Origin of the sequence: Oceanospirillum sanctuarii (genome assembly GCF_002150805.1) — a bacterium.
GTDB classification, from domain to species: domain Bacteria; phylum Pseudomonadota; class Gammaproteobacteria; order Pseudomonadales; family Halomonadaceae; genus Oceanospirillum; species Oceanospirillum sanctuarii.
The window spans coordinates 288,484-314,101 of the sequence record NZ_MTBA01000001.1 but is presented as its reverse complement, the minus strand read 5'-3'; the positions used below and the strand labels follow the sequence as shown (position 1 = coordinate 314,101).

Below are 25,618 nucleotides of genomic sequence, written 5' to 3'. Positions count from 1 at the left end.
TTATTAACCTCAGGAATAACTTACCGCCTCCCCTATAGGGGAGAGTCAAGCCTCGCAAGCAAGCAAGCAAGCAAGCAAGCAACTGAATGATCCCAATTTTCTAAGCTATACCTATATAGGTAAACATCTGAAGCTGAGAAAACAGAGGGATCAATGATTCAGCAGAAAAGTAACCTCAAAAAGCTCTCCTACATCACCCTGAGTTTAATTACGGTCATCTTTATTGTGGCGGGCTATGACCGCTCAGAAAATATCTACCAGCAATACGCCCGGGAAAACGAGAACTACTCCAACCTTATCGCGAATTCTGCTGAAAACTATTTCAGAAAGGTCGATATGATTCTCGACCTGATCGGCAACCATCTGGTAACTGGCGATAACTATAAGAATACAGAAGCCGCCAAAGACGTATTCAGTCGAATGCTCAGCCTTAATTCATCCATCATTGCTTATGCTCTAATCTCACCAGAGGGTAAGTACCTACTCACACACCTTGATATCCCTCCAGAGAAGATCCCCAGCGTGCTAACCCGTGAGGCAGCCCGCGATAGCTTTTTACAAACGCTTCAAACAGAGAGTCTGGTAATCGGCAGAACTTACTTCCTGAATAAAACCAAAAAGATGGCTATTCCGGTACGCAAAGCCTTCTATGACGAGAATGGTGAACCGATTGCAGTAATGGCAGTGGCAATCGATGTTGAGAACAGTGAGATGTTCGATACCTCCCTGCTGCAGTCCGGCTCCAAAATCATCCATCTTCTGAGGGACATCGACCAGCACCGACAGCTCTACCTTCACGATGCGATGTTGGATGACAATGAAACTATTTATCAAACCCCCATCAGCCCCTCCGCTTACCGCAAAGCCCTGAGCCTGATCAGTGAAAACTCAGGCATGGACATTGAGCGCTTCAAACAGAGCAATCAAAGCACCAGTTTTCGTTTTACCAACCAAGTAGACCAGGTCGAATATCTTGTCTCAGTGCGATATATCGAAACTCTGGGACTGTGGGCCAACTCCTACGTTAAAGCTTCTGAGATTCGTAACGCGATTTTTATCGACGTAGCCAAGCTGATCGCACTTTATCTGGTGATGGCAGCCGTACTGCTCACCCTGTTCAGAAAGATCGAAGAAACAGAGAATCAAAAACGCAAAGAGCTGGAATTCACAGCCCACCATGACAGCCTTACCGGGCTCAACAACCGGAACTTCCTGATTCAGAATGCCCAGCGCATCATAGATCACTACAAAAGCTTTTACTTTTTGCTGATCGATATTGACGGCTTAAAACTGGTCAATGATATTCACGGCCATGCCTTTGGTGACGATTTTCTTCGTATCTTTGCAGAAAGGCTGGCAACACTGGCATCCAAACGAGGCGAAGCGATTCGACTCAGCGGGGATGAGTTTCTCTTTATCACTGATCTCGGATTTAACCCAGTGCAGACTGTGGAAGCTTTTAAGCAGGAATTAGAAGCACCTATCAGCGTCAATGATATTCAGATCAACTTCACCACCAGTTTGGGTATCGCCCGCTATCCAATGGATGGTAAGCGCCTGAGCAAACTGATCAGCAGTGCAGATATGGCATTGCACGACGCGAAACAATCGGAAAAAGGCTTAGTGGTTTTCTTTGATAAAGCGATTGAAGAAGGCTTTATAAGACGCGCCCTTATCGAAAAGAGTATCCCTCAGGCGATCCGGCAGAATCAGTTCTCTCTGGTCTACCAACCTCAGATTCGGTATCCGGATACGCTTTATGGTGTTGAGGCACTGATCCGCTGGCACAGTCCGGAACTCGGTTTTGTTTCTCCGGTCGAGTTTATACCGGTTGCTGAATCCTCCGGCCTAATGCCTCAACTTGGAGAAACCATTATTGAAAAGGCTTGCGAAGAGATCAGCCGGGTGAAGGAGAAAACCCGATGCCAGTTTCAGCTATCGTTGAATATCTCTGCCAAACAGTTCCTGCATCCGGACTTTAGTCAGCACCTGATGGCGACCATTGAGAGGCATAAACTTACCCCTAAAGAGATCACTCTGGAGCTTACCGAATCCATATTTGTTCATGATATGGCAACACTGATCAGTACGCTGGATCAGCTCAAAGCAGTGGGCTTTAAGATCTCTATGGATGACTTTGGCACCGGATTCTCATCCTTGTCGATGCTACGAAAAATCCCTCTTAATGAGATTAAAATCGACAAATCCTTTGTCGATGACATCACCACAGAGCGCTCAGCAGAGTACGTTGCCAAAACGATCATTCTTATTGGCAAACAGCTGGAATACGAGGTTGTGTTAGCAGAAGGGGCAGAAGCCGCAGAACAGGTGGCACTTCTGGTAGAGCAAGGCTGCAACACATTTCAGGGTTATTACTTTTCCAAACCTCTCCCTGTCGAGCAGCTGGAAAGCTATATAGAAACTATCCGATGTCATGCGGAGCAGGACTTAACCTGAATTCGATACAGGTTTCAAACTTCAACCTAAAACTAAAAACAGCCAAACCCTTTCAAGGTCAGCAGTTGAGCTGTGTCTTCAATTGCTCCAGCGCTTCATTTTGCCGTTGCAGCTCAGCCAGCTGCTCGGTGATTTCACTTTGACGTTTCGCGACAGCGGCTTCAATCACCTTTCGGGGCAAGCCGCGTTTGATATTCTCCCCTTCACACATGCTCTGAATCTGCTTGAGAGTAAAGCCAAGGGATTGCGCCAGCCGGATCTGACGTACGGTTTCCACATAAGTATCGTCATAAACCCGATAACGACCATCACGGGCAGGTTCCGGTAATAAACCGATGGATTCGTAGTAACGGATTGTCTTGATACTGGTTCCGGCGAGTCGGCTGAAAGCTCCGATATACATATTCGTTGCAGCTCCTCAGCTTAGGCCTGATAGCGATAAAGTCGGTTGCGCTTGCCGTAGAGTTCCATCTCACCCTGCAGCTCAAAACCAACCCTTTCCAGCAAACGGTATGAGGCGGCATTGGTTAGCAGAGTCACCGCCAGAATCACAGACTGCCCTTGTGTTACAGCATCTTTCAGCACTGCTTCTGCCGCTTCCTGAGCAAAACCCTGCCCCTGATAATCCGGCAAAAAAGCATAACCAAGATCGGGATAATCCAGCTCCGGGCGCTGTAAAATTCCGCACATACCTATGGGCGTGCCGGTTGCTTTCAGCTGCACCAGATTGAGCCCAAGCCCCAGTTGCTGATAACTGGCAAAGGGGCCATTTCTCAGATAGGACAACGCATCCTCGCGAGTGCGAACCTGCTTGTCGGCAATGTTGCGGACAAAGGATTCATCATTCAGCTGACGGAGAATAAAGTCGGTATCCTGCTCGGTGAACTGGCGAATGATCAGTCGTTCGGTTTCTGCAATCTGCATCGTTTATTCCTCTGCCCAAGTTATCCTTTCTTTTCTTTTTCTTTTCTTCTATTTCTTTTCAGGACGTTAAGCTACCAACACGACACGAGCCTGCCATTTATCATCTGCCGCTTCAGCAATCACCAGACAATCTGAATGCCCGTCAGCTTGCGCCAGAAGTCCACTCTCATCCCAGATGGCGCTTTTACCCGCAGGCTGCCAGCCACCGGTTTCCCGGTTATGGTTTGCCATCGCCACCAACATAGTGTGTTCACGGGCATAACGTGCAAGATTTGCAGTATCCGCCGGATAACCACCCTCCCCGATCATGACACCCGCCAGATAAATCCCTGCACCAGCAACAGCGCAGTTTTTAGGATGGATATCGTTATTGGCATCCGCACAGATAGCTAGCCCCACCTTATGCTCGCCAAAAGTCAGAAACTGGTGCTGATCTGCCGCCTGAAAGTAAACATCCTCACCTGGGTGCAGCCAGATCTTGGAGTAGTGGCTAACGCCCTTAGGGGAAATAATCAGGCTACTCAATGCCGGCAGCCCTACCACTTGTTTGAGCGGCGCGCCTATAACCGCTGTGATTCCCCGTTCTCGGGCAAGATCAAGCAGAGGCTGTAATCTCGGATCATCCAAAGCCAGCGCCAACTCTGCCGCCAGTTCCGGCTCGTATCCGGTCAGGGAGAGTTCGGGAAAAACTACCAGCGCAACGCCCTCATCTGCCGCTGCCTGAATGTATTTCAGGTGGCTTTTGATATTGGCAGCGATATCCCCTTTTACCGAGGGATGTTGCGCCACGGCAACCTTAAAGGGTGTTTTTTGCATAGAAAGGTCACCTCTGATCTGCAAATAAGACAGAAAATATCCCTGAAATTCAGGCACAAAAAAACCGGCATCTATTAAAAAACAGAAACCGGTTTAATGCGATTAAAACTGAGGCCTTTTATAAACAAAGGCGTTAGGCATTGAAGCTTAGAGCGTTTCCAGCTCGCCCTTGCGCCATGGTTCAATAATGATCTTGATATGGTCATTGGGCTTAAACAGTGTCTCAAACGCCCCCTGCACACCATCGATACCCACTTTACCGGTACGCATCAGCTCCCAGGGTACATTGCCCTCTGCGATTTCATTCAGGCAGGCTGCAAACTCTTCCGGCTGATAGTAGTAAGAGAAAATCACATCCATCTCTTTAACCGTGGCATAAGCCAGATTGAGAGTGGTTGGGGTGGTATGTACACCGGTCACTACCAGTTTGGCTTTTGCTGGTGCACGCATAATAAAGTCGTTGATCAGCTTATGGATACCCACGCACTCAATGATCACAACCTTATGCTCACCCGCCAGATGCGCCGCCAGCGCCACTTCATCGTCTTTAACCGGATTTACAAAATCAGTTGCACCAAAGGCCATGGCAATCTCTTTTTTCGCATCCTGTGGATCAGACGCCACAATACGCTTCACACCGCGCTGTTTAAGGGCTGCAATCGCCGCCAGACCAATAGGGCCACAACCCGCAACCAGAGCGACATCATCCACACCGATCTCGGAACGGTTGACTGCATGCAGACCAACGGCCAGAGGCTCAGTAATTGCTGCAGCCTCAGAAGGAACACTATCGGGAATCGGCAGTAGCAGTGCCTCGTCAACAATAAAGTATTCGGAATATGCGCCATAAACACCCGGCATCACGCCAACACCTGCACCACCCTGCGTCAACAGAATCGGCACCGAGGTAACACGCGATCCCACCGGCAGACTGCCCTGAGTTTCAGTACCGTAACTGACGATCTCTGCCGCGTACTCATGGCCCAGCAGGACTTCCTGATCATCGGAAGCTGACGCATCCATAATGCCCAGCGTCTTATACACGTCAAAAACATCAGACGTGTGACGGGTAATATGAATATCAGAACCACAGATGCCACAGGCAAGACTCTTAACCAGTACCTGACCTGGCCCCGGTTCAGGGCGATCAATCTGGTTAACCGACAAGCTGCCATTTTTCATTACAATCGCATTCATCTGGCTCATAACGGGCTCTCCTGTGAACTGAAATCTTCTACAACCCGATGGCCCAAGTCTCATCGGATCTTGCTTTGGGGTCTTGCTTCTATAGCCTGCACCATACAAACTTCATCCAAGCCAATCATGACAATTTGCGACAACCCACAGATACAAAAGTCATCGGGAAAAGCCGAAAAAATTCATTTAATCAAAGCCAATTCACAAAGAACCGATTCAGAACGAACCGTTTCAAAAAGTACCGAGCTAGCAGGAAATGAACGAGAGAGATCAATCATCAGGCACACCACAGGATTACTTTGTGCGGGCAGGCTCTCTTGATGGTTATGAAAGTCTGGTGCGTCATTTTGGTGGTAACCCGAAAACTCTGTTGGCACAGGCAGGATTAGCTCAGCTGTCAACTCTCGACCCCGACAGCTTGATTCGATATCAGCAGCTTGCGGAGCTTTTAGAAAACACAGCATTGGCTCTGAAGGTGAAAGACTTTGGCAAGCAACTGGGTCTGAAACAGGGACTGATCACTCTTGGGCTGATAGGCAGCTATATGGCACAGCAGCCCACACTTGAAGCTGCACTTCAGATCGCAGGGCGATATAACCGGATTCACGCTCAAGGGGTGTCACTGGTAATTGAAAACCATGACGAGCGACATCTGCGGCTCTCGCTGCAACTGAAAGTGAATCAGAAAGGGCGATATCTTCAGTTAGCCCAGCTAAGTGTTGCACTGATACATAACCTGATAGCACAGATGCTACCGCATCATTCAGAGCAACTGACCTTAGAACTGACACCGGCAGGACAGGAAAGCCTGACCTTCCCCAAAACACTACTCAGTCAGACACCTCAGTGCCATAGCAATCTGACCAACGAGATTATCGCCCGACAATTCCCGGCAACCGCCACGGAGGAAGGTACCACACCTGAAACTGCCGAACTGGTTCAGCACGGTATTCGTATGCTGCTGCCAACGGGTGAGTGCACAAAGAACAATATTGCTAAGTTGCTGGAAATCCACCCGAAAAAGCTGGAACGCCAGCTTAAAAATGAAAACACCGCCTTTCGCATCCTACTTGAGCAAACCCGTAAAGAGTTGGCGATCCTGATGATGCAAAACGGCGGCATGACCTTGACACAACTGGCGCTGAATCTTGGCTATTCTGAGTTTTCAGCCTTTAGCCGGGGCTTTAAAGGCTGGTTTGGCAGATCACCCAGCCACCATTACCCGCAGAAGGCTCAATCTCAACCCGCAAGAAGATCAGCCTAGAAGCTGTAGCGGACCGATTACAGACGATTATGGGCATCTGCGACCTGATTGCTGACCACCGTCTGGCCTACCGGCGCGAAGGAAACCACCGCCAGCTTAAGATGCTGAATCGCAAAAGGAATACCGATAATGGTGATAGCGCAGGCCACCGCAGACATCAGATGACCAATCGCCAGCCAGATACCGGCGAACAAAATCCAGATGATATTGCCGATCAGCCCCAGCGTACCTGTGCCGATATCTTCCCGTCCGGACAGGCGTTTACGGCTGATGGTCTGTTTACCAAAGGGCCAGAAGGAGAACTGCCCCAGCACAAAACAGGAGCGCCCCCAAGGAATGCCAAGAATGGTGATAAATGCCAGTACACCATACGCCCACCAGGCCAGCCCCATAATAAAGCCGCCCATTACAAACCAGATAATATTCCCGATCAGACGCATAAAAGGCTTCCTTTTCAACAAGGGGAAATCATTAAGGGAAATTGCTGCCGGCGAGAATCACCAACCGCAGCCCGTTAAGCTCTAGAGCCGTAAATTCGATGGAAGTTCAACAGCTTGCAAATATCAATCAGCGGATGAATGTTATATTATAACGTCCATCCTATTCATCCTCTCACCATCGAGTTGATAGACGCTTATGACTACTCTGACGATTCAAACCCCGGACGACTGGCACCTGCACCTGCGTGATGGCGATATGCTGCCGGAAACCGTTCCAGCCACAGCCCGCTGTTTTAAGCGCGCCATTGTGATGCCGAATCTGGTGCCACCTGTGACCAACACCGAGATGGCGATGGCCTATCGTCAGCGTATTCTGGATGCCCGTCCTGCCGGTAGTGATTTTGAGCCGCTGGTGACTCTGTTCCTGACCAACAACACCTCTGCTCAGGATATTATCGACGCAAAAGCTGCAGGTGTTGTTGCCGCCAAGCTGTATCCGGCCGGTGCCACCACCAACTCAGCTGCCGCAGTAAAACAGCTGGAAGCCATGTACCCGATCTTCGAAGTGATGCAGGAACAGGGCATGCTGCTACTGGTTCACGGCGAAGTGACTGATCACCATATTGATATCTTTGATCGTGAAAAAGAGTTTATCGATCAGAAGATGGTGCACATCGTTAACAACTTCCCGAATCTGAAGGTTGTTTTTGAGCACATCACCACCTCTGATGCAGCTCAGTTTGTTCAGGCTGCCGGTGACAATATCGCCGCAACCATTACCCCTCAGCACCTGCTGCTGAACCGTAACGACCTGCTGGTGGGCGGTGTGCGTCCGCACAACTTCTGTCTGCCGGTGCTGAAGCGCAGCACCCATCAGGAAGCCCTGCGTGCCGTCGTTAAATCCGGTTCAGCTAAGTTCTTCCTGGGTACGGACTCAGCGCCACACGCCAAAGAAGCGAAAGAAAACGCCTGTGGTTGTGCCGGTTGCTACAGCGCCTGGAGCGCCATCGAACTGTACGCTCACGTGTTTGAAGAGCTGGACGCACTGGACAAACTGGAAGGTTTCGCCAGCCATTACGGCCCGGATTTCTACGGACTGCCACGCAACGAAGGCACTATCACTCTGGTGCGTGAAGACTGGACGATTCCGGATGAGATCGAACTGCCAAACGGCAAACCGATTGTGCCTTTCTTCGCAGGCCAACAGGTACACTGGAAGCTGCAGGGCTAATCAGCCTTCAGCACACCAACAAATCCCTGCTCCTTAATTTGTCTTTTGTGGCACGCTAAGGGCGGGGATTTTTTGATTCTGCGCTACATTAAGCAGAGCACCGAGTAAGTAGCTCAGGGAGCAACGGATATGACCAGGCTAAAACCGATAAAAACAGGATTGCTTATTGCCATTAGCACATTGGGGCTTTCCGGCTGTATGGATGGGCAGTTCGGGCACTACAACAGCCTCGACGATATCCCAACCAGTTTCAGCAGTGAGGGGGAACGCCTCTACTTCATCGGCGTTTCAAGTAACGGCGAACAGATCCGTTCGGTCGGTGGCAATCATCACATGCAGATGCATGGCGGCACTTGCGCCACCTGCCATGGTGCAGATAAAAAAGGCGGAGCCATTATGTGGCCGCGTTTCTGGCTAACGGCGCCGGCACTGACCCATACCGCACTCCAGAAGGAACATAACGATGGACACAGCCATGCCTCCTATGACAGAGAGTCCCTGAAAAATGCCATCGTCAACGGCAAAGGCCCGGATGGCTCAGCCTTGCATCCTGTAATGCCCCGTTGGCGCATGTCAGAGCAAAGCCTGAATGCACTGGCGGACTATCTGCTGGAGCAAGACAGCCACTAGCCATATCACCAGCACTCTCCTCTGCCACCAAATCAGGCAGAGTAAAAGTCCCCAATCACAGCTCCGTGATCGGGGACTTTTTTATGCCCAATCCCGAATCATCTTTCAACCACCTCTGTTCAAGCACGACCCATTGCGATATTGTATCCAATATACAAAATAACAATTACCCATAATAGCGGGAACCTCAGCGATGAATGCACCCAGTATTTTTAATGATGTTCTTGGCCCCGTTATGCGCGGCCCTTCAAGCTCACACTGCGCCGGAGCACTTCGCATTGGCCGACTGGCAAGGGATCTGATGCTGGGCGATATCAAACACGCCCTGATCGAATACGACCCTAACGGCTCTCTCGTTACCACCCATAAATCCCAGGGCTCTGATATGGGGCTGTTCGGTGGTTTTCTGGGTTGGGATGCCGATGAAGAAGAGCTGGTGAACTACGAAAGCCATTTGCGCAAAGCGGGCATCAGCACCGAGATCCAGTACCGCAGCATCGGGGCGACTCACCCCAACACCTACAAGCTGACCCTGAGTAACGACAACATTCGCCATGAGTTCACCGCTCTCTCCACCGGTGGCGGCATGATCGAAGTGATCAGTATCGATCAGGCTCCGGTACAGCTGATGGGTGATAGCTATGTGCTGGTGGTTTATCCGCAATTTACCGACCGTGAAGCGCTGGAAGTGATCGTCAGCGGGCTGAATCTCCAGCTAAAAACCAGTCATAAATACCTACAGGCAGAACTAAGCCTGGGCACCAGACCCGTTGTCCTGATTGAATCGGTGCAAGCCTTCAGCGACAGCCTGATTCAGCAGGTTTGCAGTCAGTTCCATACCCAGGATTATCGGGTGCTGAACCCTGTGATGCCGGTGCTGAACAATCCTGAGATGGCACTACCCTTCAAGGATGCCGAAGAGATGCTGAGCTACGTATCCGCCAACCCGGATAAGCCGCTGCACCTCATCGCACTGGAATATGAATCCGCCCGCAGCGGCCTGAGCCATGATCAGCTGATGCTGAAAATGAAGGCGCTGCTTAACGTGATGAAAAACGCTGTCAGCACCGGACTTAACGGCACCCAGTTTACTGATCGCATCCTGCACGCTCAGTCCCCGACATTTCAGAAGAAACATCAGGCCAATGAGCTTCTGCCCAGCAGCCTGCTGAATGAGGTGGTGATGCAGGTAAGCGCCATAATGGAAGCCAAAAGCGCCATGCACACCATTGTTGCCGCGCCTACAGCGGGTTCCTGCGGTGCAATGGCAGGTGCTGTACTAGCTACCGGCGATGTTCTGGGCAGCAGTGAAGATAAGGTTTGTGAAGCCCTCTTTGTAGCAGGTCTGATCGGTGTGCTGATATCCAAAGATGCCACCTTCGCGGCTGAAGAAGCAGGCTGTATGGCGGAGTGCGGATCAGGCTCCGGCATGGCGGCCGCAGCCCTGGTGACACTGCATGAAGGCAATACGACACAGAGTTTAACCGCCGCCTCTATGGCGCTGCAGAACTCCTTCGGTATGACCTGCGATCCCGTCGCCAATCGGGTTGAAGCGCCCTGCCTCGGCAAAAATGTCATGGCCGCCAGCAACGCCCTTTCCTGCGCTAATATGGCGTTGGCGGGTTTTGATCAGGTGGTGCCGCTGGATGAAGTGATTATCGCCATGGCAAAAGTCGGCAAAGCGATCCCCCATGAACTCTGCTGCACCGCTTTGGGCGGACTCTCCCAAACCCCAACCGCCCAACGGATTGAAGCTCAGTTATCAGGAGCAGAAGCACCGGTTGAAGTACTCCGTTTTAAAAGCTGTTAACACTGAGAATTTTTAAGTCTTAACTGCCACAAGCAAAAATCCCCGCTCTGTTCCTCTTTATCGAGGTTAATCAAAGCGGGGATTTTTTTATTGGCTTGCCGACATTCCCTAGGACACCGGATGCTCAGCAAACTGCTTGGCATCGTCACCGATATGCAGCCATTTCGGTTTCTCCGCTACAAACTCATGGAAAGCATTTTCCAGCTCGACCTCAGAATCCAGACAGTTCGCCGCCAACGGGAAAGAGGCTTGCTCAGACAACACCTCACCCAGCGCCGTACCGCAAAGGGAACAGAAACAGCGGTCGTACTGATAAGGCGGCACCGCCTTAAAGGTACTGATCTTCTCCCGCCCCTGCAGTAGCTTAAAAGAGTCCGACTTAACGAATACCAGCGTACTCGCCCCAACTTTACGGCATCGGCTGCAATGGCACGTTCCCATCAGGGTTGGTGCTTCCGTCAGTTCAAACTGAACAGCCCCGCAACAGCAACTTCCTTTAATCATGTGTCACCTTTGAGTGTTGAGAATTGCATCAAAAGTGAACCATACAGATATACTGTATTTATATCCAGTTATTTTAAAGATTACACACAACGCCCATTTCAGAACGCCAAAAACAAAAAAAGGCTGCTCAATGGCAGCCTGACTTCGTTATCCCCAATCCCCTGCTAACGTTTGTCTGTGCGCTTACGCGTCACAATACCGATCAGCATTAACAGGATAAAAATTCCAAGCATCGGGAACAGAACCCAATCCAGATAGCCCACTATCGCCGACAGTCCAAGAGCTGCTAACAGCCATACCAGCAGTGGCGTAAAACAACACAGAGCAGTGACAAGAGAGCCAATCAGGCCGGTTTTTGTCAGCTTATTCATCCGCCGGAACTGATTCATCACGAACAACAGGGCTTTTCTAACTGGATTGGCGGGCAGGGATTATCACCATAGGAACAGAAAACACAGCAGTCACCGGCTTTAGGTTTCAGCACTGTTTTGCAGCCCTTGCAGTCATAAAAGTACTGACAGAAATCTTCAGGCATCGTCTCAGTTTCAGCATGCCCGCAAACCGGACAAGTGATGGTGGATTTAAGATTGGGCTTCATGGGGTAAGGCCTCGCGTATTAACCATAACCTTCAGGATAGGTGATTTTGCTAAGTGCCCTGATCAGGGTGAAACTGCATTTTAACCAAGCTGAGCAGCATTAGCTCGTCGGCTTTTCCAGCTCATGAATCTGATAGGTCAGTTCTTCGGCTTTTTCATTAAACAGGGTCTGGGCATCCGCCAACCCCTGATTGTAGAAGTGCGGCCCGATCTCCTTCGCAAAGAAATCGATCAGGAACTCAGCTTCAAAACCGCCAATATCCTGATCCAGTTCATCAACGAAGTAGTCTTTGATCTTAGCGACGATACGGGCGGTATCTTCTTTGGAGAGTCTTATATCGGTCATAGGGTTTGCTTGGATTTGTCTGCTTAAGCAGACAGGAATTTCAGCGGTTGCAGCTCTGAAAGATTGATTCGCTGCTCAGCCTGCCAGATATCGTAGTTATCCTGCATCGCCAGCCAACTTTGCGGGGTACGCCCCAACACCTTAGAAAGTCTCAGCGCCATTTCAGGAGAAACCGCGCTCTTCCCCTTGATCACCCTGTTCAGGGTGGAAGCAGCAACACCCAACTGCTCCGCAAGATAGCGGCAGCTGATTCCGTGGGGTTCCATGTAGATGGACTCGATAAACTCGCCCGGATGCGGTGGATTGTGCATAGACATCAATGATAATCCTCATAGTTAAGGATGTACGCATTGCCATCCCGAAACTCGAAGGTCACCCGCCAGTTCCCACTGACAGAGATAGACCATATTCCCGAGCGATTACCCTTCAGTGGATGAAGTGCAAAGCCCGGAAGATCGATATCATCAATAACATGGGCGGTATCAATAGCCGCCAGCTGCATCCGCAGCTTTTTTGCATGCTTAGCCTGAATCCCTGCGGCCTTACCAGTCTCGAAAAACTGTTTAAGTCCTTTATGCTTGAATGATTTGATCATGCATCAAAGCGTAGCGTGTTGCGCAACACAAATCAATTCTGATTCATAGACAAGAAAACAGCATTGCTGCCAGAGAAAGCTGATACCATAATTAGGTACTTGTAGGTATTTCGGAGCAAACAACATGGCTAAGAACACCAGTATTACCTTGGGCGACCACTTCGAGGGTTTTATCTCTGAACAAGTTCAAAGTGGCCGGTATGGTTCGGCCAGTGAAGTGATCCGCTCTGCCCTGCGTCTGCTGGAAAATCAGGAAGCCAAGATGGAAACCCTAAGGCAACTGCTGCAACAGGGGGAACAAAGCGGCGATGCGGATTATGACCTTGATAGCTTTATCAAAGAGCTGGATAGCGAAGAGCCTCGGTGAAACCCTTCACGCTGACGGTCGCAGCGAAAACTGACTTGCGGGAAATCGCCCTGTTTACCCAGCGCCGCTGGGGTAAAGAGCAACTGAATGCCTACCTGAAGCAGTTTGATGATTCATTTTGGTTGTTAGCGGAAAACCCGGATATTGGTAAAACCTGTGATGAGATCCGAGCGGGATATCGGAAATTCCCGCAGGGAAGTCATGTGATTTTCTACCAGCAAACGGGCAACCAGCAGATCAGGGTTATCCGTATTCTTCATAAGAGTATGGATGTTAGTTCTATGGTAGGTGCTTAACGCCGCATTCAGCGGCTTGTCTGCTGCAATGCTTTGTTACGTTTCTGGAAGGTTATTGATAACTTTAGAGTATTCATATGCTATAAAATTACTCGCCATTGCCATTGCTTGCATATCAGCAATGACTTGACCAAGTCCAAAAACATCTGGAGATACAGTTTGCAAATGGAATGAGCCAAGTGTCATTCGCTCACCATTTCTTAAGGTGGTATTTTCACTTATCACCCTAATGATATTGAAGCTTCCAGCAACATGAATAACATTCGGCCGCTTCCTAAGTGGGATATCTGGGTTTTTAGTGTAATAGTCGTTTAGATGATTAAGTAGCGTTTCTGGTTTAAGTCCACTTGAGGCGAATATTATCTTATAGGGCCAATCATCGTAATGGCGAATTTCCCCTCCAATTAAACTTTTTGCGCCAAGAGGCTCTTTTTCTGGGAGGGATGCCAAATTATCTAACGAGTCAATAAGCTCCTTTTTATCAAGAGTTGACTTAATGGAGACAACACCAATACACCCTTCTATACAACTGAATGACTTACCTCCATCAGCTGTTAATAGATGGTTGAATTGGATGGACTTATCATTCGAGACAATCACGTCAATTTGCTTGGACTCAGAACCATCCAGACCGAAAACGAAGCCGCCCAATTTGACGTTGCAGATTGGTGGCAAGTGGTCTCGGAGCACCTTTGCATAAATGTTTTCTCGAGACATTCCTCTATCGGTTGTATTCGGAAAAATACTAGCAACGTCAGCTTCATCACGTAGTACTTTTCCTACATCCAAAAAGTAGTTGTGAAGTCGTCGATAAAATCCTTTAGCCAAAAAACACTCCTAAAACTTAACATTTTAATCATAGGCATGCGCGTTTTGACGCTTTCTATATACCGTCAAAAATTGAGGAAAGATTTTTGAGAAAGGTAAAGTTCCATCTCAGATAAGACCACTTCCCTGCAACGCGCCTGCGTTTATTCCATTTAAAAGACAGCCCTGTAAGCTGTCTTTTATCCGTATATTACTAATTCAACCGAGTCTAACAGACGCACCCAAATGATCACACCATCCAAATGGCTGATAATTCTGACAAATCTCAACCAACAGACATAAAAAAACCCCGCCATGTGGCGGGGTGAAAATGCAGAGTTCAGCAAGAGAGCTGAATTGATACGGTGTGTGCTAAACCCCGTATCCGGCAGAACAGGACTGCCATTCCTAACAACAAACGATTCCTTCCCTTTCGGCTAGTCAGGGAAAGCAGATTCCACCCGGTGGCTTTACCAAGGAGGGAGATGTAAAGCCACCGGTTAGACCCGCCAGCTTATGGCTGGTGGATCTGCACGGCTGGAATCTGTTGTCCATCATTGGCCGGGGCTTTCTTGCCGCCCTGACCTTTGCTGGACGAAGACAGATCTGAGAACACCTTCTCTGCCTTCTCATACCGCACCTGGCGATATCCTTTGATGTTATCCAGTCGTACCAGTGCTTTGCGCTGGTCGTCAGTGATCGTTGGTACGACCTCTAACAGTTCACGACGGATACGGTGTGCAATTTCATGCTCGCGGGCATGTACCTTGGCCTGTGCCTTACGCAACCAACGCTGATGGCGGAAGGCTTTCAGCATCCACTCTTTCGGCGAGAATTCGAAGGCGAACCGGCGATCGAACAGGTCGAACTCCGGACGGTTCAGGTGTTTGATCTTAAAGTCTGTACCCAGATGCTTGTAAGCGGCTTCGTCACGCGCCAGTTTCACCGGTGACACCATCAGGTGTGCGGTAAAGACTTCATCTTTGATCCAGTAAGTCTTGGTCAGTGTACGCAGTGCGATACGCTGCAGAGCGGCATCCGGATACAGCTCGCTGATCTTGCGGGCATCCGCCAGGAAGCTGTCCATAGACGCATCACGGTCATACACCACTACATCGTGTACGTAGTTCGCCAGATGATCACGCTCAATCGCCGGGAAGATCTCGTGCAGAGCGTTCAGGCTGTCGTCGTACAGTTTGATCAGCTGATCTTTGTTCTCGAACAGACCGGCGCTGTCGGCAACACTCTTACGGAAGGCGATAACCATCTTGCCGTCCTGAGCTTCGCCACTGTGCGGCAGGAACTCGTTACGGAAGGCTTCAACGCCCATCACAACAACGCGGCGACCCAGTTCGAAGGCTTTCCAGTTGTTGTCGAATTCCGCTTTCGGTACACCACGGCGGAAGGCATCACGCATGTTCTCTTCGGTAAACGGCAGCATACCTTTCTGATAAGCCACACCCAGCAGAACGGCGGAAGCGTAAACGCTCTTACCCAGCTGACGGTGAGATACCGCTTTCATCGGGCTGAAGAAGGCACGATCTTTCAGCTTGTTGTCGATCACGTCGCGCAGCTGCTCGGCTTTCAGTACGTCACGCTCTTCTGCGTAATCCAGCAGGATAGACAGCGGGATCTGGAACTCTTCATCCAGCAGTGCCTGTCCGTGTGGTGCCAGGAAGTTCAGCGCGGCACTACCGTCCAGCAGATCCGGAGACAGTACCAGATCGGCTGTACCCAGAGGGGTAATGGCGCTGGCGGCTTTCTCACGGTTGAAGATGCTCAGGTGACCGGTTACACGGCCGTTACGCTGTGCCAGACCTTTCTGATCCATGAACTTAAAGTCCAGACCTTCAAGACCGTTCATCTCTTCAGCGGCTTCTGCCAGTACACGGGAGATAGTGGTTACACCGGAACCACCCACACCTGTGATCACAACACGCCAGTCCTGACCTTGCAGAATATCTTCAAAGGCTTTGCTGCGATCCGGCTCAGGCAGTGCCACTTTGGCAGCATGCGGCATAGCTGCGTCTTCAGCTTCCTGATAACGAGTCGGGTGGAAGTTGATCACGTCCACCTGCTCGAAACTCGGGCAAGCCAGAATCTTGGTGCAGTAACCGTCAGACACACAGATCTGAGGGTCGATAAACATTTTCGGACCGTAGGCGTCTTCAGTCTGAGACAGACCCGGACAACCGGTCATTTCCACACAGGAGCGGCAATCTTCACAGGCAGAGGTGTTGATCTGGAAGAAAGTCTGGATCGGCTTCACTTCACCCGCGCCGAAGATCTTACGGTCTTCACGCTTCTTACGGGCAGCAAAGGTCAGACCACACTCTTTATCAGAGATGATCACTTTAGTACCGGACTTCTTCACCATGTGCTTCAGCATGTTGCGGTAGAAGTAACGGTCGGATGGGTTCACCTCAATCGCTTCATCAACGCCCATACCGCGTACCAGATTCAGCATATCCTGTTCCGGACGCTTACGGCCTTCTACAGACTCACCGGTACTTGGGGACATCTGGTGACCTGTCATCGCGGTGAAGTCGTTATCCAACACGATATAGGTGATGTTGTGACCCAGCTGTACAGAGTTGGAGATCGCGCTCAGACCGGAGTGGAAGAAGGTGGAGTCACCCATGAGTACCACGGATGGGTTCTTGGAGAACAGGTCCATACCGGCACCGAAAGCACCACCCTGTCCCATCGCAGAAATGTCGTGCATCTCTTTGAACGGTTCAAGGAACGACAGAGAGTAACAACCTACGTCACCGTGGGAGATCAGGTTAATACCGTCTTCCTCTTTAAACACCTTACGCAGCTCTTTCAGCAGGCTCAGGGTTTCACGGTGCGGACAGCCCGGGCAGAAGGTCGGCAGACGCATTGGCAGCGCCTGATCCAGATTCACCAGCTCAGGTTGTTTCTGTTGGCATGGGCGCAGGTTCAGCAGGCCCATCAGCTCTTCCATCTTGGACCGCAGAATCTCGTAAGAGATACCACCATCCGCTGGGAAGCCTTCGATCACTTTTTCGCTACCGGTCACCCGGTCAGCAAATTCTTTACCATAGATATGAACTTTAACGCCGTGTTCCTGACACAGGTGGATCAGTTCGTTCTCAAGGAAGCCGCGCTTCTCTTCAACAACAACCAGCGTGTCCAGCTTCTGCAGCCAAGGCACGATCAGGTCGTCTACCAGCGGGTACGAGCACGCTACTTTGTAGAGGGAGAAATCATCCAGATAGTGCTCTTCCTGCATGATCTGACGCAGGGTTTCGAAAACAACACCCGAGGAGATAAAGCCGATTTTGCTGTCGCTGTTACCGTACTGACGATCCAGTGCCAGTTCTTTCAGAACTTTCTTCGCACGAGGGAAACGCTCACGGATCAGACGCTGGTCAGCACCCAGAGAGTTAGGCGGCACCATAACGCTGGCAGCCAGATCAAAGGTGCTTGGGTCAAAGTCGGTCAGAGTGTTCGGTACTTCAGACTCTTCGCCCATTTTCACACGGCCACCACCTTCAGCAATAAAGGTGGTTACCAGTACACCGGCGTACAGAGAAGAACGCTGGGACAAAGTCAGGGCATGAGTGATCCAGTCTTTCAGTTCCTGCGGCGTGGATGGCTCAAGGAAAGGCATGTGCAGGTGTTTAAACAGATAACGGGAGTCCGCTGCGGTTGCAGTAGACATAGACCACGGGTCATCACCCACGACCACAACAACACCTGAATGGATGGATTCGCCGGTTTCAGGATCGATATAAGGCTGACCTGGGTTAGCAAAGTTACCCACGGAAAGCGCATCAGAGGCTACGTGCAGACCCATGGACTTCATGCCCACCATTACGTTACGGCCTGCTTGCTTGGCACCACCGGCCATTGCAGCTGCGTTAGCTTCGGTGTTACCCAGTGCCACGCGGATACCTTTTTCTTTCAGCTCATTTTTACGGGCGTGCAGAATATTGAAGTAATCCGCCAGTGGAGAGCCGGGGTAACCGGTATACAGCGAGAAACCCGCTTCAATACCGCCCTGAATGATCAGTTCGTTACCGTTCAGAATTTTGTAAGTCATGACCTAGCCTTATCGTTGTTCTTAGCCGGAACTCAGGTCTGTTTAACCTAGTTGCGGCTGGTAGTGGTCAAAGAGCAGATCTCAGTCTGTCGGCCTTTATGAGGCCAACAATCACGGTGACTGATGCAGCGTGTCTGCCTTTATATTTTTGATAAGGTAATTGTGGTCAATAACAGTTGAGGCTTGCAGGGCTAGTTTTTGCGGATTTGAGCAGTACAGTTTCAAAAAAATGCAACTGTACCGCTTAATCTGACGTAAACTGTAATGGTCCATAATGTTACAAATACGTTAGGATGCCATTAAATTAAGGTAACACTTTAATGGCAACTGCATCACAGATCGGCAAAATACACCGCGAAACACTGCACCAGCGCCGATCTGTTTCTGCCCCTGAGAGTTTCTGACGGGGGAAACAATAAAAAATGAAGACTGCGCCCCTTTATGACACAAGCATCATCTCAGAACCAGACACTTTATCAGCAGATTGCTGACGAGCTGGCTCGCCAGATTACTGAAGGTATCTTCCAGCCGGGAGATAAACTGCCATCGATTCGGAAACTGAGCCAACAGCGCTCCGTCAGTATCGCAACGGTGCAAAGTGCCTACGAACAGTTAGAACTGCAACACCTGATTGAGTCACGCCCTCAGTCTGGTTTCTATGTGCGCCAGCCGGTTACACCGAGTTATGGCGGTACACTTTCAGACAAGTCCGGCATCAGTCGTATGGTCTCCCCCTTCGGCTCAGATTCCGCTGGTAATGCACCCTCCTGCGAGCTACCAACACCGGATCAGCATACTGATCTCAGCCTGCCTACAGCGGTAAGCATTAAGCAGTCGGCTAGTGAGGTGTTACGCCGCTGCCAGCAGCCGGAGCTGATCAATCTGGGAACGGCGATTCCCAGCCCGGATTTTCTGCCGGTTAAACAGTTGCAGCGTATTATGGGCAGTCTGGTACGTAAGCGTATGGATGAGGTGGTGGTCTCGGTTTTCCCACCAGGACTTGAGGAACTGCGTAATCAGATCGCCAAACGCATGGCGGAATCCGGCTGTCATGTGGCCGCCAGCGAGATTGTCATCACCAATGGTTGTCAGGAAGCTCTGACCCTTTGCCTACGTGCAGTGGCGCAACCCGGTGATGTGATCGCCATCGAAAGCCCTGCCTTTGTCGGCTTACTGCAGACCATTGAATCCCTGGGCATGAAGGCACTGGAAATTCCGACTCACCCGCAACAGGGCATCAGTCTGGAAGCATTACAGTTGGCGCTACAGCAGTGGCCGGTGAAAGCGGTGGCGTTAGTACCCACGCACAATAACCCGCTTGGCTTTACTATGCCGGATCAGCACAGACGAGAGCTGCTGGAGCTGCTGAAACCGCTGAACATTCCGGTAATTGAAGATGATCTGTTTGGCGATCTGGATTACTCCGGCAACCGGACACCAGCAATTAAAGCTTACGATGAAGATGGTCTGGTGCTGTACTGCTCATCGGTTTCCAAATCCATCGCCTCCGGTCTTCGGGTAGGCTGGGTTTCCGGTGGTCGTTATCAGCAACAAATTGAGTTTCTGAAATCCTTCAGTAGCGTCGGCACCTCAACCCTGAGCCAGATGGCGGTGGCGGAGTTTATGGCGAACGGCGGATACGATCGCCACCTGCGACGTATTCAGGCGGCTTATGCCCGACAGGTACAGTTGATGGGCGAAGCGATCAGCCGCTGGTTCCCGGAAGGCACAACCCTGACCCGACCGATGGGTGGCTATATTCTCTGGGTGGGTTTGCCGGGCAAGGTGGATACCTTTCAGCTGCACCATCAGGCGCTGGAGCAGGGCATCGGCATTATGCCGGGCAAGCTATTCTCTGCTCGGGATCACTATCAGAACTTTCTGCGGGTTAACTGTGCGGTTCCGTGGAGTGAAGAGGTGGAAGAAGCGGTACGCACATTGGGAGAACTGGCAAGACAACTGCCCCAAAGTTAATCAGGACAGATTTCTATTCAGCCCACTACTCACAAACGAAAAAAGAGCCGACCTGCGGCTCTTTTTTTGTTCTGTCACGATCAGGACTCGCTATCCCGGGACTACACTGTCGCTTAACGGATTAAAACAGCTCCGCATCCTCGTTCACACGGGGTTTCTCACGGCGCTTGGTGCTCCAGCTGTTATCGGTCACCTTAAAGGTTGCCATCATCTCCTGCAGCTTACCACTCATCTTCTTCAGATCGTCACCGAAACTAAAGGTCAGCTGACCGGAAGACAGCGTCTCTTTGAAGTACTCATCCATCACGTCGATGTTGTAACTCACTTCATCGAAGTTAGTGTTCTGAATCTGCAGTGCCGCCAGAATCTCTTCTGAGCAGCTGCGGATATGCACGATGGCTTCGTTGATCTCTTCCAGACTGGTGCGGCTGGCTTCTACCAGCTCTTTACTGTCTTTCGCCGCATCCACACTCTGACGCATCACACTAACCACGCTTGCGGTTTCGTTACGGATCGCTTCCACCATGGACTGAACTTCAAGGGTGGAATCATGGGTTTTACCCGCCAGAGAACGGACTTCATCGGCAACCACGGCAAAACCACGACCAGCTTCACCGGCGCGGGCTGCTTCAATGGCCGCATTCAGCGCCAGCAGGTTGGTTTGCTCGGCGATGGTGCCGATCACATCGATCACACCTTCAATACGGTCACTGCTTTCCTGCAGGCGGTTAATGGTGCCTTCAGCACTGGAAACACGCTCTGCCAGACGCTCCATATTAATACTGGATTCTTTTACGATCTCCAGACCATGCCCCACACGGCTGTAGCCCTGATCTGTCGCCGCAGAAATACGTTCTACCGCTGAAGATACTGACTGGGCAGCATCTTTGGTGGACAACATGCCACCGTGAACCTTCTGGCTCTGCTCGTTTTGTTTCAGGGTACGATCCTGAACGTGTTCATTGGTATGGGACAGCTCATCCGCCATAGGAATCAGGCGAACCACGGACTTCATCACGTTAGCCACAGTCTGGTCGGTTTTCGCCAGAAAGTGGTTAAAGGAACGCGCCAGATCACCAATCTCATCTTTACGGTTTTCCGGCAGACGCTGGGAAAGATCACCCTCGCCTTTACCCAGGTCTTCCACCAGATTATGCATCTTGCTGATAGGAGCCAGAACAAAGACCCGCAGGCCACTAAGCAGGAGTACAATCAGACCTGCCAACAGCGCAGAGAACAGCATGCTGGTCCACTGGGACTGCTTGGCTTTCTGTAATGCCGCAGTCAGCGCAGCCTGAGTTTTACTGTCCTGAGTTTTCATCAGATCGCCGATGCGCTCGTAGATAGCACTGGCGGTGCCATCAAACTCACCCATCAGCTGGTTACCGATTGCAGGGCCGCCATCGATATAGCCCTGAGCCATCTTCTTACCGGTGCTGTAATAAGCATCAAACACCGGTAAAAGCTTGCGGTAAGAGTCTGCATTTTCGCTATCCAGCGCCATCATCTCTTTCAGACGGCTGCGGAACAGCTGAGCGTTTTCTTCCGCCATCTCGAAACCATCGTTCAGACCATCCTGCGCACGGGTGGCACTGATATCCGTCAGCCACTGCTGCACCTGAATCACCGCAACCTGCATCTCGTGGGCTTTATTCAACTGAGGGATACGCTCCTTCTCCAGGTATTCCACCTGCTCGATTACATGGAGAGTTTCACTGCGCAGCATCACCACCTGCACCAGCAGGAAAGCGATACAGATCGCACTAAAGAACAGCGCTTTATTGCGCAAAGAGTTTAAGAACATATCGACGGCACTCTTAATCTTGTGGGGCTTAATAGGGGTATGTGGGGTTTAACAAAATAGATATACAGCAACATTATTACATACCGTTACCAAATTGAAACATGAGTACAAAGTATCAATTTGAGCCGGATCATAAAAAACATAAAAAAAGCCGGCCCACCTGCTGGTGAACCGGCCTTCTACAAGAAATACTGCTGTTAAAGCGGCTTTAAATGAGTTTAATCCTCTTTGTAAGCCGCTTCTTTCTGGCGCAGGTAATTCACGTACTTCAATGCCTGATTCAGACCCGGCTCGTTCTCTTCCCAGCCGATATCGCCATCTTCATTCAGGTCTTCACCCATCAGAATCTGTTCAGACAGAGCGACCATCTGTGCGGCTTCTGCAGACAGATCGGTATAACGCGGCGCATTGATGATTTTGTCGACCAGAGCAGACAGCTGCTGGGCGCGCATCAGTACGGAATCCGCACTCATTACAACCTGCTCACCGTGGAACTCGATAGCGTCAGAAACGTCATCCTGCTCCATCGCCAGTGTCATGTGGGTTTTCACACCTTCAACCGCTTTCAGCAGGCCATAACCTTTACCCGGACCAACACCCTGAGGTGCCAGTGCATGACGAACATGGATGGCGTGCATCTTCACCCAGTCGGAATCCGTAGCACGTTGTGCCGCAAGATCGGCGTGAGTACGAACAACCGCTGCTTCAGCACGTGCTGTGGTTAACAGCCCCTGTTGATCCGGAGTCTCTGCCCATTCAGTAGCAACATGACTCACATGAGCCATCGCCATTGGACCTGCACCGGCATCTTCATCGTAACCGGCTTCGATCTCCTGAATATCATCGCTGGCACAACCAGCCAGTAGTGCTGCGGTTAACGCCAAAGGCAGTAGTTTTCCGGCCTGCAGTTTCATCGGTATCTCCTTAAAATTCTCGATCAGCCCGATCCGCATCAGGGATCAAAGAGCTTTAGGGCTTATTATTACCTAAATGACATATCTTTGCCCCTATCCGCAAAGAAATATCCTCTTATATTTAGGTATTAAAAACGTCATTTGCCGTTTGTTATTCGGAATTAATCCCTGTTTTAACTCAGGGTTTTAATAACAGAGTAAAACGGCTTTGTTGCTGTTCCGCAGCTTTTAGTTTCTTACGCTGCTTCTTCAGTTCATCCTGAGTGCATTGCTTCATTCGGGATGCCAGCCCTTCACCTGCAAAAAGTTTTCGCCACAGTGTGAGGCGTTTCTGGTTCAGCTCTTTAAGGGCAGCATCGGCCTTAGCTGCATCACCCAGTTGCTTAACCAGAAGATTGCGTTCTGCTTCAGCAGGCAGATAACAGTAGTTCAGTTTGAATTCCTCTTTCTCTTTCAGAATACCGCTGACCTTTTGGGCATAACCGATCTGGTCTGTGGTGAACGTATCCTGAAGGGGATCAAGGACAACGGCCTCTAAAGGCAATGAACCACTCTTCAGCAGACTTGATCCAACATCTTTCAGGGTCAGCAAAGCACCATAGGGCTGAAGAGCATATTTCAGATAGGCCACCGCCCCTTTCTGACTGGCCGCCAGCAGCAACTCTTTTACGATGGCGCTGGTGCCGACTTTCAGATCTTCGCCTTTCTTATCCAGATCAATGGATAACTCGATACGACTATCGGAATCTTCCAGTAGGGAAAAAGCCGTTTGCAGAGGCAGGTTAAGACTCTTCTGGGATCCTTTAAGGCTCATATCCAGATGGGTGAAATCGAAGCCTAAACTCCCCTTCAGACTATTGGGTGTAAACTCAAACTGGATCTTGTTATCCATATTCCCTTCGACAAACACCACTTCTGCGTAGTGTTCACTGTAGGGACTGATATCCGGCAGGTTCAGACCTGACTGTTCGATCTTAATATTCACCTTCAACGGCGCTGTTTGCAGATCACCGTTCACAAGCCAATGGCTTTGCCCGTTCAACCAGATATCCGCCAGCCAGGGGAAGGGTTCAATAGCTGGATAGCGCGGCTGGTTAAGCTCGATATCGGTCAGTTCGATCTGAGTTAGCGGTGCATCTTCAAGATTCAGATCCCGATAGGTGATCTCATGCTTTTTCAGACGGATAGATTCACCGGCAAAACGGATCTGATACGGCTCGATCTTTTCCTCTGTTTGAAGTGAATCAGCCTCACCAGACTGCGCTTGTTCGGATTCCGGAGCAGATGTTTGCTGTTCAGGCTCAGGCGTATTTTCTTCGGAAGGCTTTTGATCATCAGCACTTTTCGCCAGACGATAATCCATCACACCCTGAGCGATCTCAATCAGGCCGGATTCAATATTCGCAGTTTGTTTGTCCGCCGTTACCTGTAATTGCTTCAGCAGAATCGTTTGCAGCTGATAACTGAGATCCGGCTGACGAACATCCAGACCGTTAATATCAAGCTGTTCAAAGGCTAACTGGGCTTTGGGCTCAGCCTGATTAAGATCGGCAATTTCAACCTGAAGATTCAGCTTACTAAGGTTTAGCGTCTCAAAACCGTAGACGTCCTGAGTTGTTGGTTCAGCATCAGGCTGCCATTGAACCTGATTCAGTTGCAGGTCGCCTCCCAATGTCGCCATCAGGCGCTGTGTTTCAGATCCTGACTCAGGCTCCAGCTTAGATTCAGATAGTGCAACGTCCAGTTTCAACTGTGTATTCAGGACAGCTGACAGCTCTTCCGGCACCTGCGCCAACCAGTCATGGTTTGGACTAAAATCCTTGATCACTGCATCGATACTGACCTTTGGTGCCGTAGAAAGCGGTGACAAAGCCCCTTTCAGATCAACCAGACCTCCTGCAGTGGTCAGTTCTACCTGCAGCGAAGATCGTTTTTCGGGCTGATCGGTATAAAAAGGGCCAAACAACAATCGGTTTAGCTGAAGATCCGGCAGGCCATTTTGCAGGCTTTCGGCCTTAAAATTACTGATCTGCAGAGATTGCAGGTGAATCGCCCATGGGGCTTTCTGCTCAGACTCTGCGGCCTCTGATTCTGTATCCGGCTCTGCGGTTTCCTGGGAAGCGAAAAGCTGCTGCCACTGGGTCAGACTTAAGCCTGCCACTTGCCAGTCGGATGTTTTTTGTCCTTGCAAGCCATCAACACCGGACTGGGTTGCGGTTAATCCCTGATACGCAATATGGCCGTTATCCAGTTGTACATATAACTCAACCGGCTTACCGGTAATAAAGCCAAGACCGGAGCGCACATGAATACGCTCAAGGGTTAAAGCGCCCTCCCCCTCACCGACTGTCAGATCCTCTACTTCAAGGGCAAGGGGGAACCAGTTGAGTTCGGTATGTCCAACGTAAACCTTGTATGGAGCTGCAAAGTGGTTCACTAATGGAGTATGCCAACCCTGACTCAAGGTAAGGAAAAGCATCAACAGTAGGGCGACGACAGCAAGGATTAAGGTGCGTAATCCCGAGATCAGGAATTTCATTTGCTCACAAAACTCTTTGAAAATAGCTATTGAAAAA

24 protein-coding genes are annotated in these 25,618 nt (G+C 50.3%); 8 read left to right on the top strand and 16 right to left on the bottom strand.

Annotation, left to right across the window (positions count from 1 at the left end; genetic code table 11):
• The first annotated feature begins 153 nt into the window (after positions 1-153).
• Positions 154-2,457, top strand: a complete 2,304-nt coding sequence (locus tag BV405_RS01385; RefSeq protein ID WP_086479056.1) for a bifunctional diguanylate cyclase/phosphodiesterase — start codon at positions 154-156, stop codon at positions 2,455-2,457.
• A 58-nt stretch (positions 2,458-2,515) separates the two neighbouring features.
• Here the strand turns inward: BV405_RS01385 and BV405_RS01380 are convergent, their stop codons facing one another.
• From BV405_RS01380 to BV405_RS01365, 4 genes are all read right to left on the bottom strand, one after another.
• Entirely contained in the window at positions 2,516-2,860 is a 345-nt protein-coding gene (locus BV405_RS01380; RefSeq protein WP_086479055.1) for a MerR family transcriptional regulator, read from the bottom strand.
• A gap of 20 nt (positions 2,861-2,880) precedes the next feature.
• Complete coding sequence (locus BV405_RS01375; RefSeq protein WP_086479054.1) at positions 2,881-3,381, bottom strand: GNAT family N-acetyltransferase; 501 nt, start codon at positions 3,379-3,381, stop codon at positions 2,881-2,883.
• Positions 3,382-3,447: 66 nt separating this feature from the next.
• Entirely contained in the window at positions 3,448-4,197 is a 750-nt protein-coding gene (locus tag BV405_RS01370) for a carbon-nitrogen hydrolase family protein (RefSeq protein ID WP_086479053.1), read from the bottom strand.
• Between the two features lie 147 nt (positions 4,198-4,344).
• A complete protein-coding gene (locus BV405_RS01365; RefSeq protein ID WP_086479052.1) occupies positions 4,345-5,403 on the bottom strand; it encodes a zinc-binding dehydrogenase in 1,059 nt (352 codons plus the stop codon).
• A 247-nt stretch (positions 5,404-5,650) separates the two neighbouring features.
• Here BV405_RS01365 and BV405_RS01360 point away from each other — a divergent pair, with 247 nt between their 5' ends.
• Positions 5,651-6,658 (top strand): AraC family transcriptional regulator, encoded by a 1,008-nt coding sequence (locus BV405_RS01360; protein WP_086479051.1) that lies wholly within the window; start codon positions 5,651-5,653, stop codon positions 6,656-6,658.
• 17 nt (positions 6,659-6,675) lie between these two features.
• Here the strand turns inward: BV405_RS01360 and BV405_RS01355 are convergent, their stop codons facing one another.
• Complete coding sequence (locus BV405_RS01355) at positions 6,676-7,098, bottom strand: YccF domain-containing protein (protein WP_086479050.1); 423 nt, start codon at positions 7,096-7,098, stop codon at positions 6,676-6,678.
• Positions 7,099-7,294: 196 nt separating this feature from the next.
• Between BV405_RS01355 and pyrC the strand changes: the two genes are divergently transcribed.
• The 3 genes from pyrC (at position 7,295) to BV405_RS01340 (ending at position 10,769) form a co-directional block, all read left to right on the top strand.
• Positions 7,295-8,329: a dihydroorotase gene (pyrC, locus tag BV405_RS01350; RefSeq protein WP_086479049.1), complete on the top strand. Its 1,035-nt coding sequence runs from the start codon at positions 7,295-7,297 to the stop codon at positions 8,327-8,329.
• A 129-nt stretch (positions 8,330-8,458) separates the two neighbouring features.
• Entirely contained in the window at positions 8,459-8,959 is a 501-nt protein-coding gene (locus tag BV405_RS01345; RefSeq protein ID WP_086479048.1) for a c-type cytochrome, read from the top strand.
• Between the two features lie 193 nt (positions 8,960-9,152).
• Positions 9,153-10,769, top strand: a complete 1,617-nt coding sequence (locus tag BV405_RS01340) for an L-serine ammonia-lyase, iron-sulfur-dependent, subunit alpha (protein WP_086479047.1) — start codon at positions 9,153-9,155, stop codon at positions 10,767-10,769.
• 108 nt (positions 10,770-10,877) lie between these two features.
• Here BV405_RS01340 and BV405_RS01335 read toward each other — a convergent pair whose 3' ends face one another.
• The 6 genes from BV405_RS01335 to BV405_RS01310 form a co-directional block, all read right to left on the bottom strand.
• Positions 10,878-11,273, bottom strand: coding sequence for a GFA family protein (locus BV405_RS01335; RefSeq protein WP_086479046.1), 396 nt, complete (start codon positions 11,271-11,273; stop codon positions 10,878-10,880).
• Between the two features lie 164 nt (positions 11,274-11,437).
• Positions 11,438-11,644 carry a mercury resistance system transport protein MerF gene (gene merF / locus BV405_RS01330; RefSeq protein ID WP_086479486.1) on the bottom strand — a complete coding sequence of 69 codons (207 nt, stop codon included), beginning with the start codon at positions 11,642-11,644 and terminating at the stop codon, positions 11,438-11,440.
• A 17-nt stretch (positions 11,645-11,661) separates the two neighbouring features.
• Positions 11,662-11,871 carry a GDCCVxC domain-containing (seleno)protein gene (locus tag BV405_RS17935; RefSeq protein ID WP_086479045.1) on the bottom strand — a complete coding sequence of 70 codons (210 nt, stop codon included), beginning with the start codon at positions 11,869-11,871 and terminating at the stop codon, positions 11,662-11,664.
• 99 nt (positions 11,872-11,970) lie between these two features.
• Positions 11,971-12,216, bottom strand: coding sequence for a DUF2164 domain-containing protein (locus BV405_RS01320; RefSeq protein ID WP_086479044.1), 246 nt, complete (start codon positions 12,214-12,216; stop codon positions 11,971-11,973).
• 23 nt (positions 12,217-12,239) lie between these two features.
• Positions 12,240-12,533: a HigA family addiction module antitoxin gene (locus BV405_RS01315; RefSeq protein WP_086479043.1), complete on the bottom strand. Its 294-nt coding sequence runs from the start codon at positions 12,531-12,533 to the stop codon at positions 12,240-12,242.
• Positions 12,533-12,811, bottom strand: coding sequence for a type II toxin-antitoxin system RelE/ParE family toxin (locus BV405_RS01310; RefSeq protein WP_086479042.1), 279 nt, complete (start codon positions 12,809-12,811; stop codon positions 12,533-12,535). Before BV405_RS01310 ends, BV405_RS01315 begins: the two co-directional genes overlap by 1 nt.
• 124 nt (positions 12,812-12,935) lie before the next feature.
• Here BV405_RS01310 and BV405_RS01305 point away from each other — a divergent pair, with 124 nt between their 5' ends.
• Both BV405_RS01305 and BV405_RS01300 read left to right on the top strand, forming a co-directional pair.
• Positions 12,936-13,178 carry a type II toxin-antitoxin system ParD family antitoxin gene (locus BV405_RS01305; protein WP_086479041.1) on the top strand — a complete coding sequence of 81 codons (243 nt, stop codon included), beginning with the start codon at positions 12,936-12,938 and terminating at the stop codon, positions 13,176-13,178.
• The gene (locus BV405_RS01300) at positions 13,175-13,474 is read left to right on the top strand and encodes a type II toxin-antitoxin system RelE/ParE family toxin (RefSeq protein WP_086479040.1); all 300 of its coding nucleotides are present in this window, start codon (positions 13,175-13,177) and stop codon (positions 13,472-13,474) included. The genes BV405_RS01305 and BV405_RS01300 overlap by 4 nt, the downstream gene beginning before the upstream one ends.
• Before the next feature lie 36 nt (positions 13,475-13,510).
• Here the strand turns inward: BV405_RS01300 and BV405_RS01295 are convergent, their stop codons facing one another.
• Entirely contained in the window at positions 13,511-14,302 is a 792-nt protein-coding gene (locus BV405_RS01295) for a DUF6602 domain-containing protein (RefSeq protein WP_140054414.1), read from the bottom strand.
• Between the two features lie 493 nt (positions 14,303-14,795).
• Complete coding sequence (locus BV405_RS01290) at positions 14,796-18,350, bottom strand: thiamine pyrophosphate-dependent enzyme (protein WP_086479038.1); 3,555 nt, start codon at positions 18,348-18,350, stop codon at positions 14,796-14,798.
• 441 nt (positions 18,351-18,791) lie between these two features.
• Between BV405_RS01290 and BV405_RS01285 the strand changes: the two genes are divergently transcribed.
• Positions 18,792-20,324 carry an aminotransferase-like domain-containing protein gene (locus BV405_RS01285; RefSeq protein WP_086479037.1) on the top strand — a complete coding sequence of 511 codons (1,533 nt, stop codon included), beginning with the start codon at positions 18,792-18,794 and terminating at the stop codon, positions 20,322-20,324.
• 121 nt (positions 20,325-20,445) lie between these two features.
• Here the strand turns inward: BV405_RS01285 and BV405_RS17755 are convergent, their stop codons facing one another.
• The 3 genes from BV405_RS17755 to BV405_RS01270 form a co-directional block, all read right to left on the bottom strand.
• Positions 20,446-22,128, bottom strand: coding sequence for a methyl-accepting chemotaxis protein (locus BV405_RS17755; RefSeq protein ID WP_086479036.1), 1,683 nt, complete (start codon positions 22,126-22,128; stop codon positions 20,446-20,448).
• Positions 22,129-22,346: 218 nt separating this feature from the next.
• The gene (locus BV405_RS01275; protein ID WP_086479035.1) at positions 22,347-23,042 is read right to left on the bottom strand and encodes a hypothetical protein; all 696 of its coding nucleotides are present in this window, start codon (positions 23,040-23,042) and stop codon (positions 22,347-22,349) included.
• Positions 23,043-23,220: 178 nt separating this feature from the next.
• Positions 23,221-25,581 carry a DUF748 domain-containing protein gene (locus BV405_RS01270; protein ID WP_086479034.1) on the bottom strand — a complete coding sequence of 787 codons (2,361 nt, stop codon included), beginning with the start codon at positions 25,579-25,581 and terminating at the stop codon, positions 23,221-23,223.
• Positions 25,582-25,618: the final 37 nt, after the last annotated feature.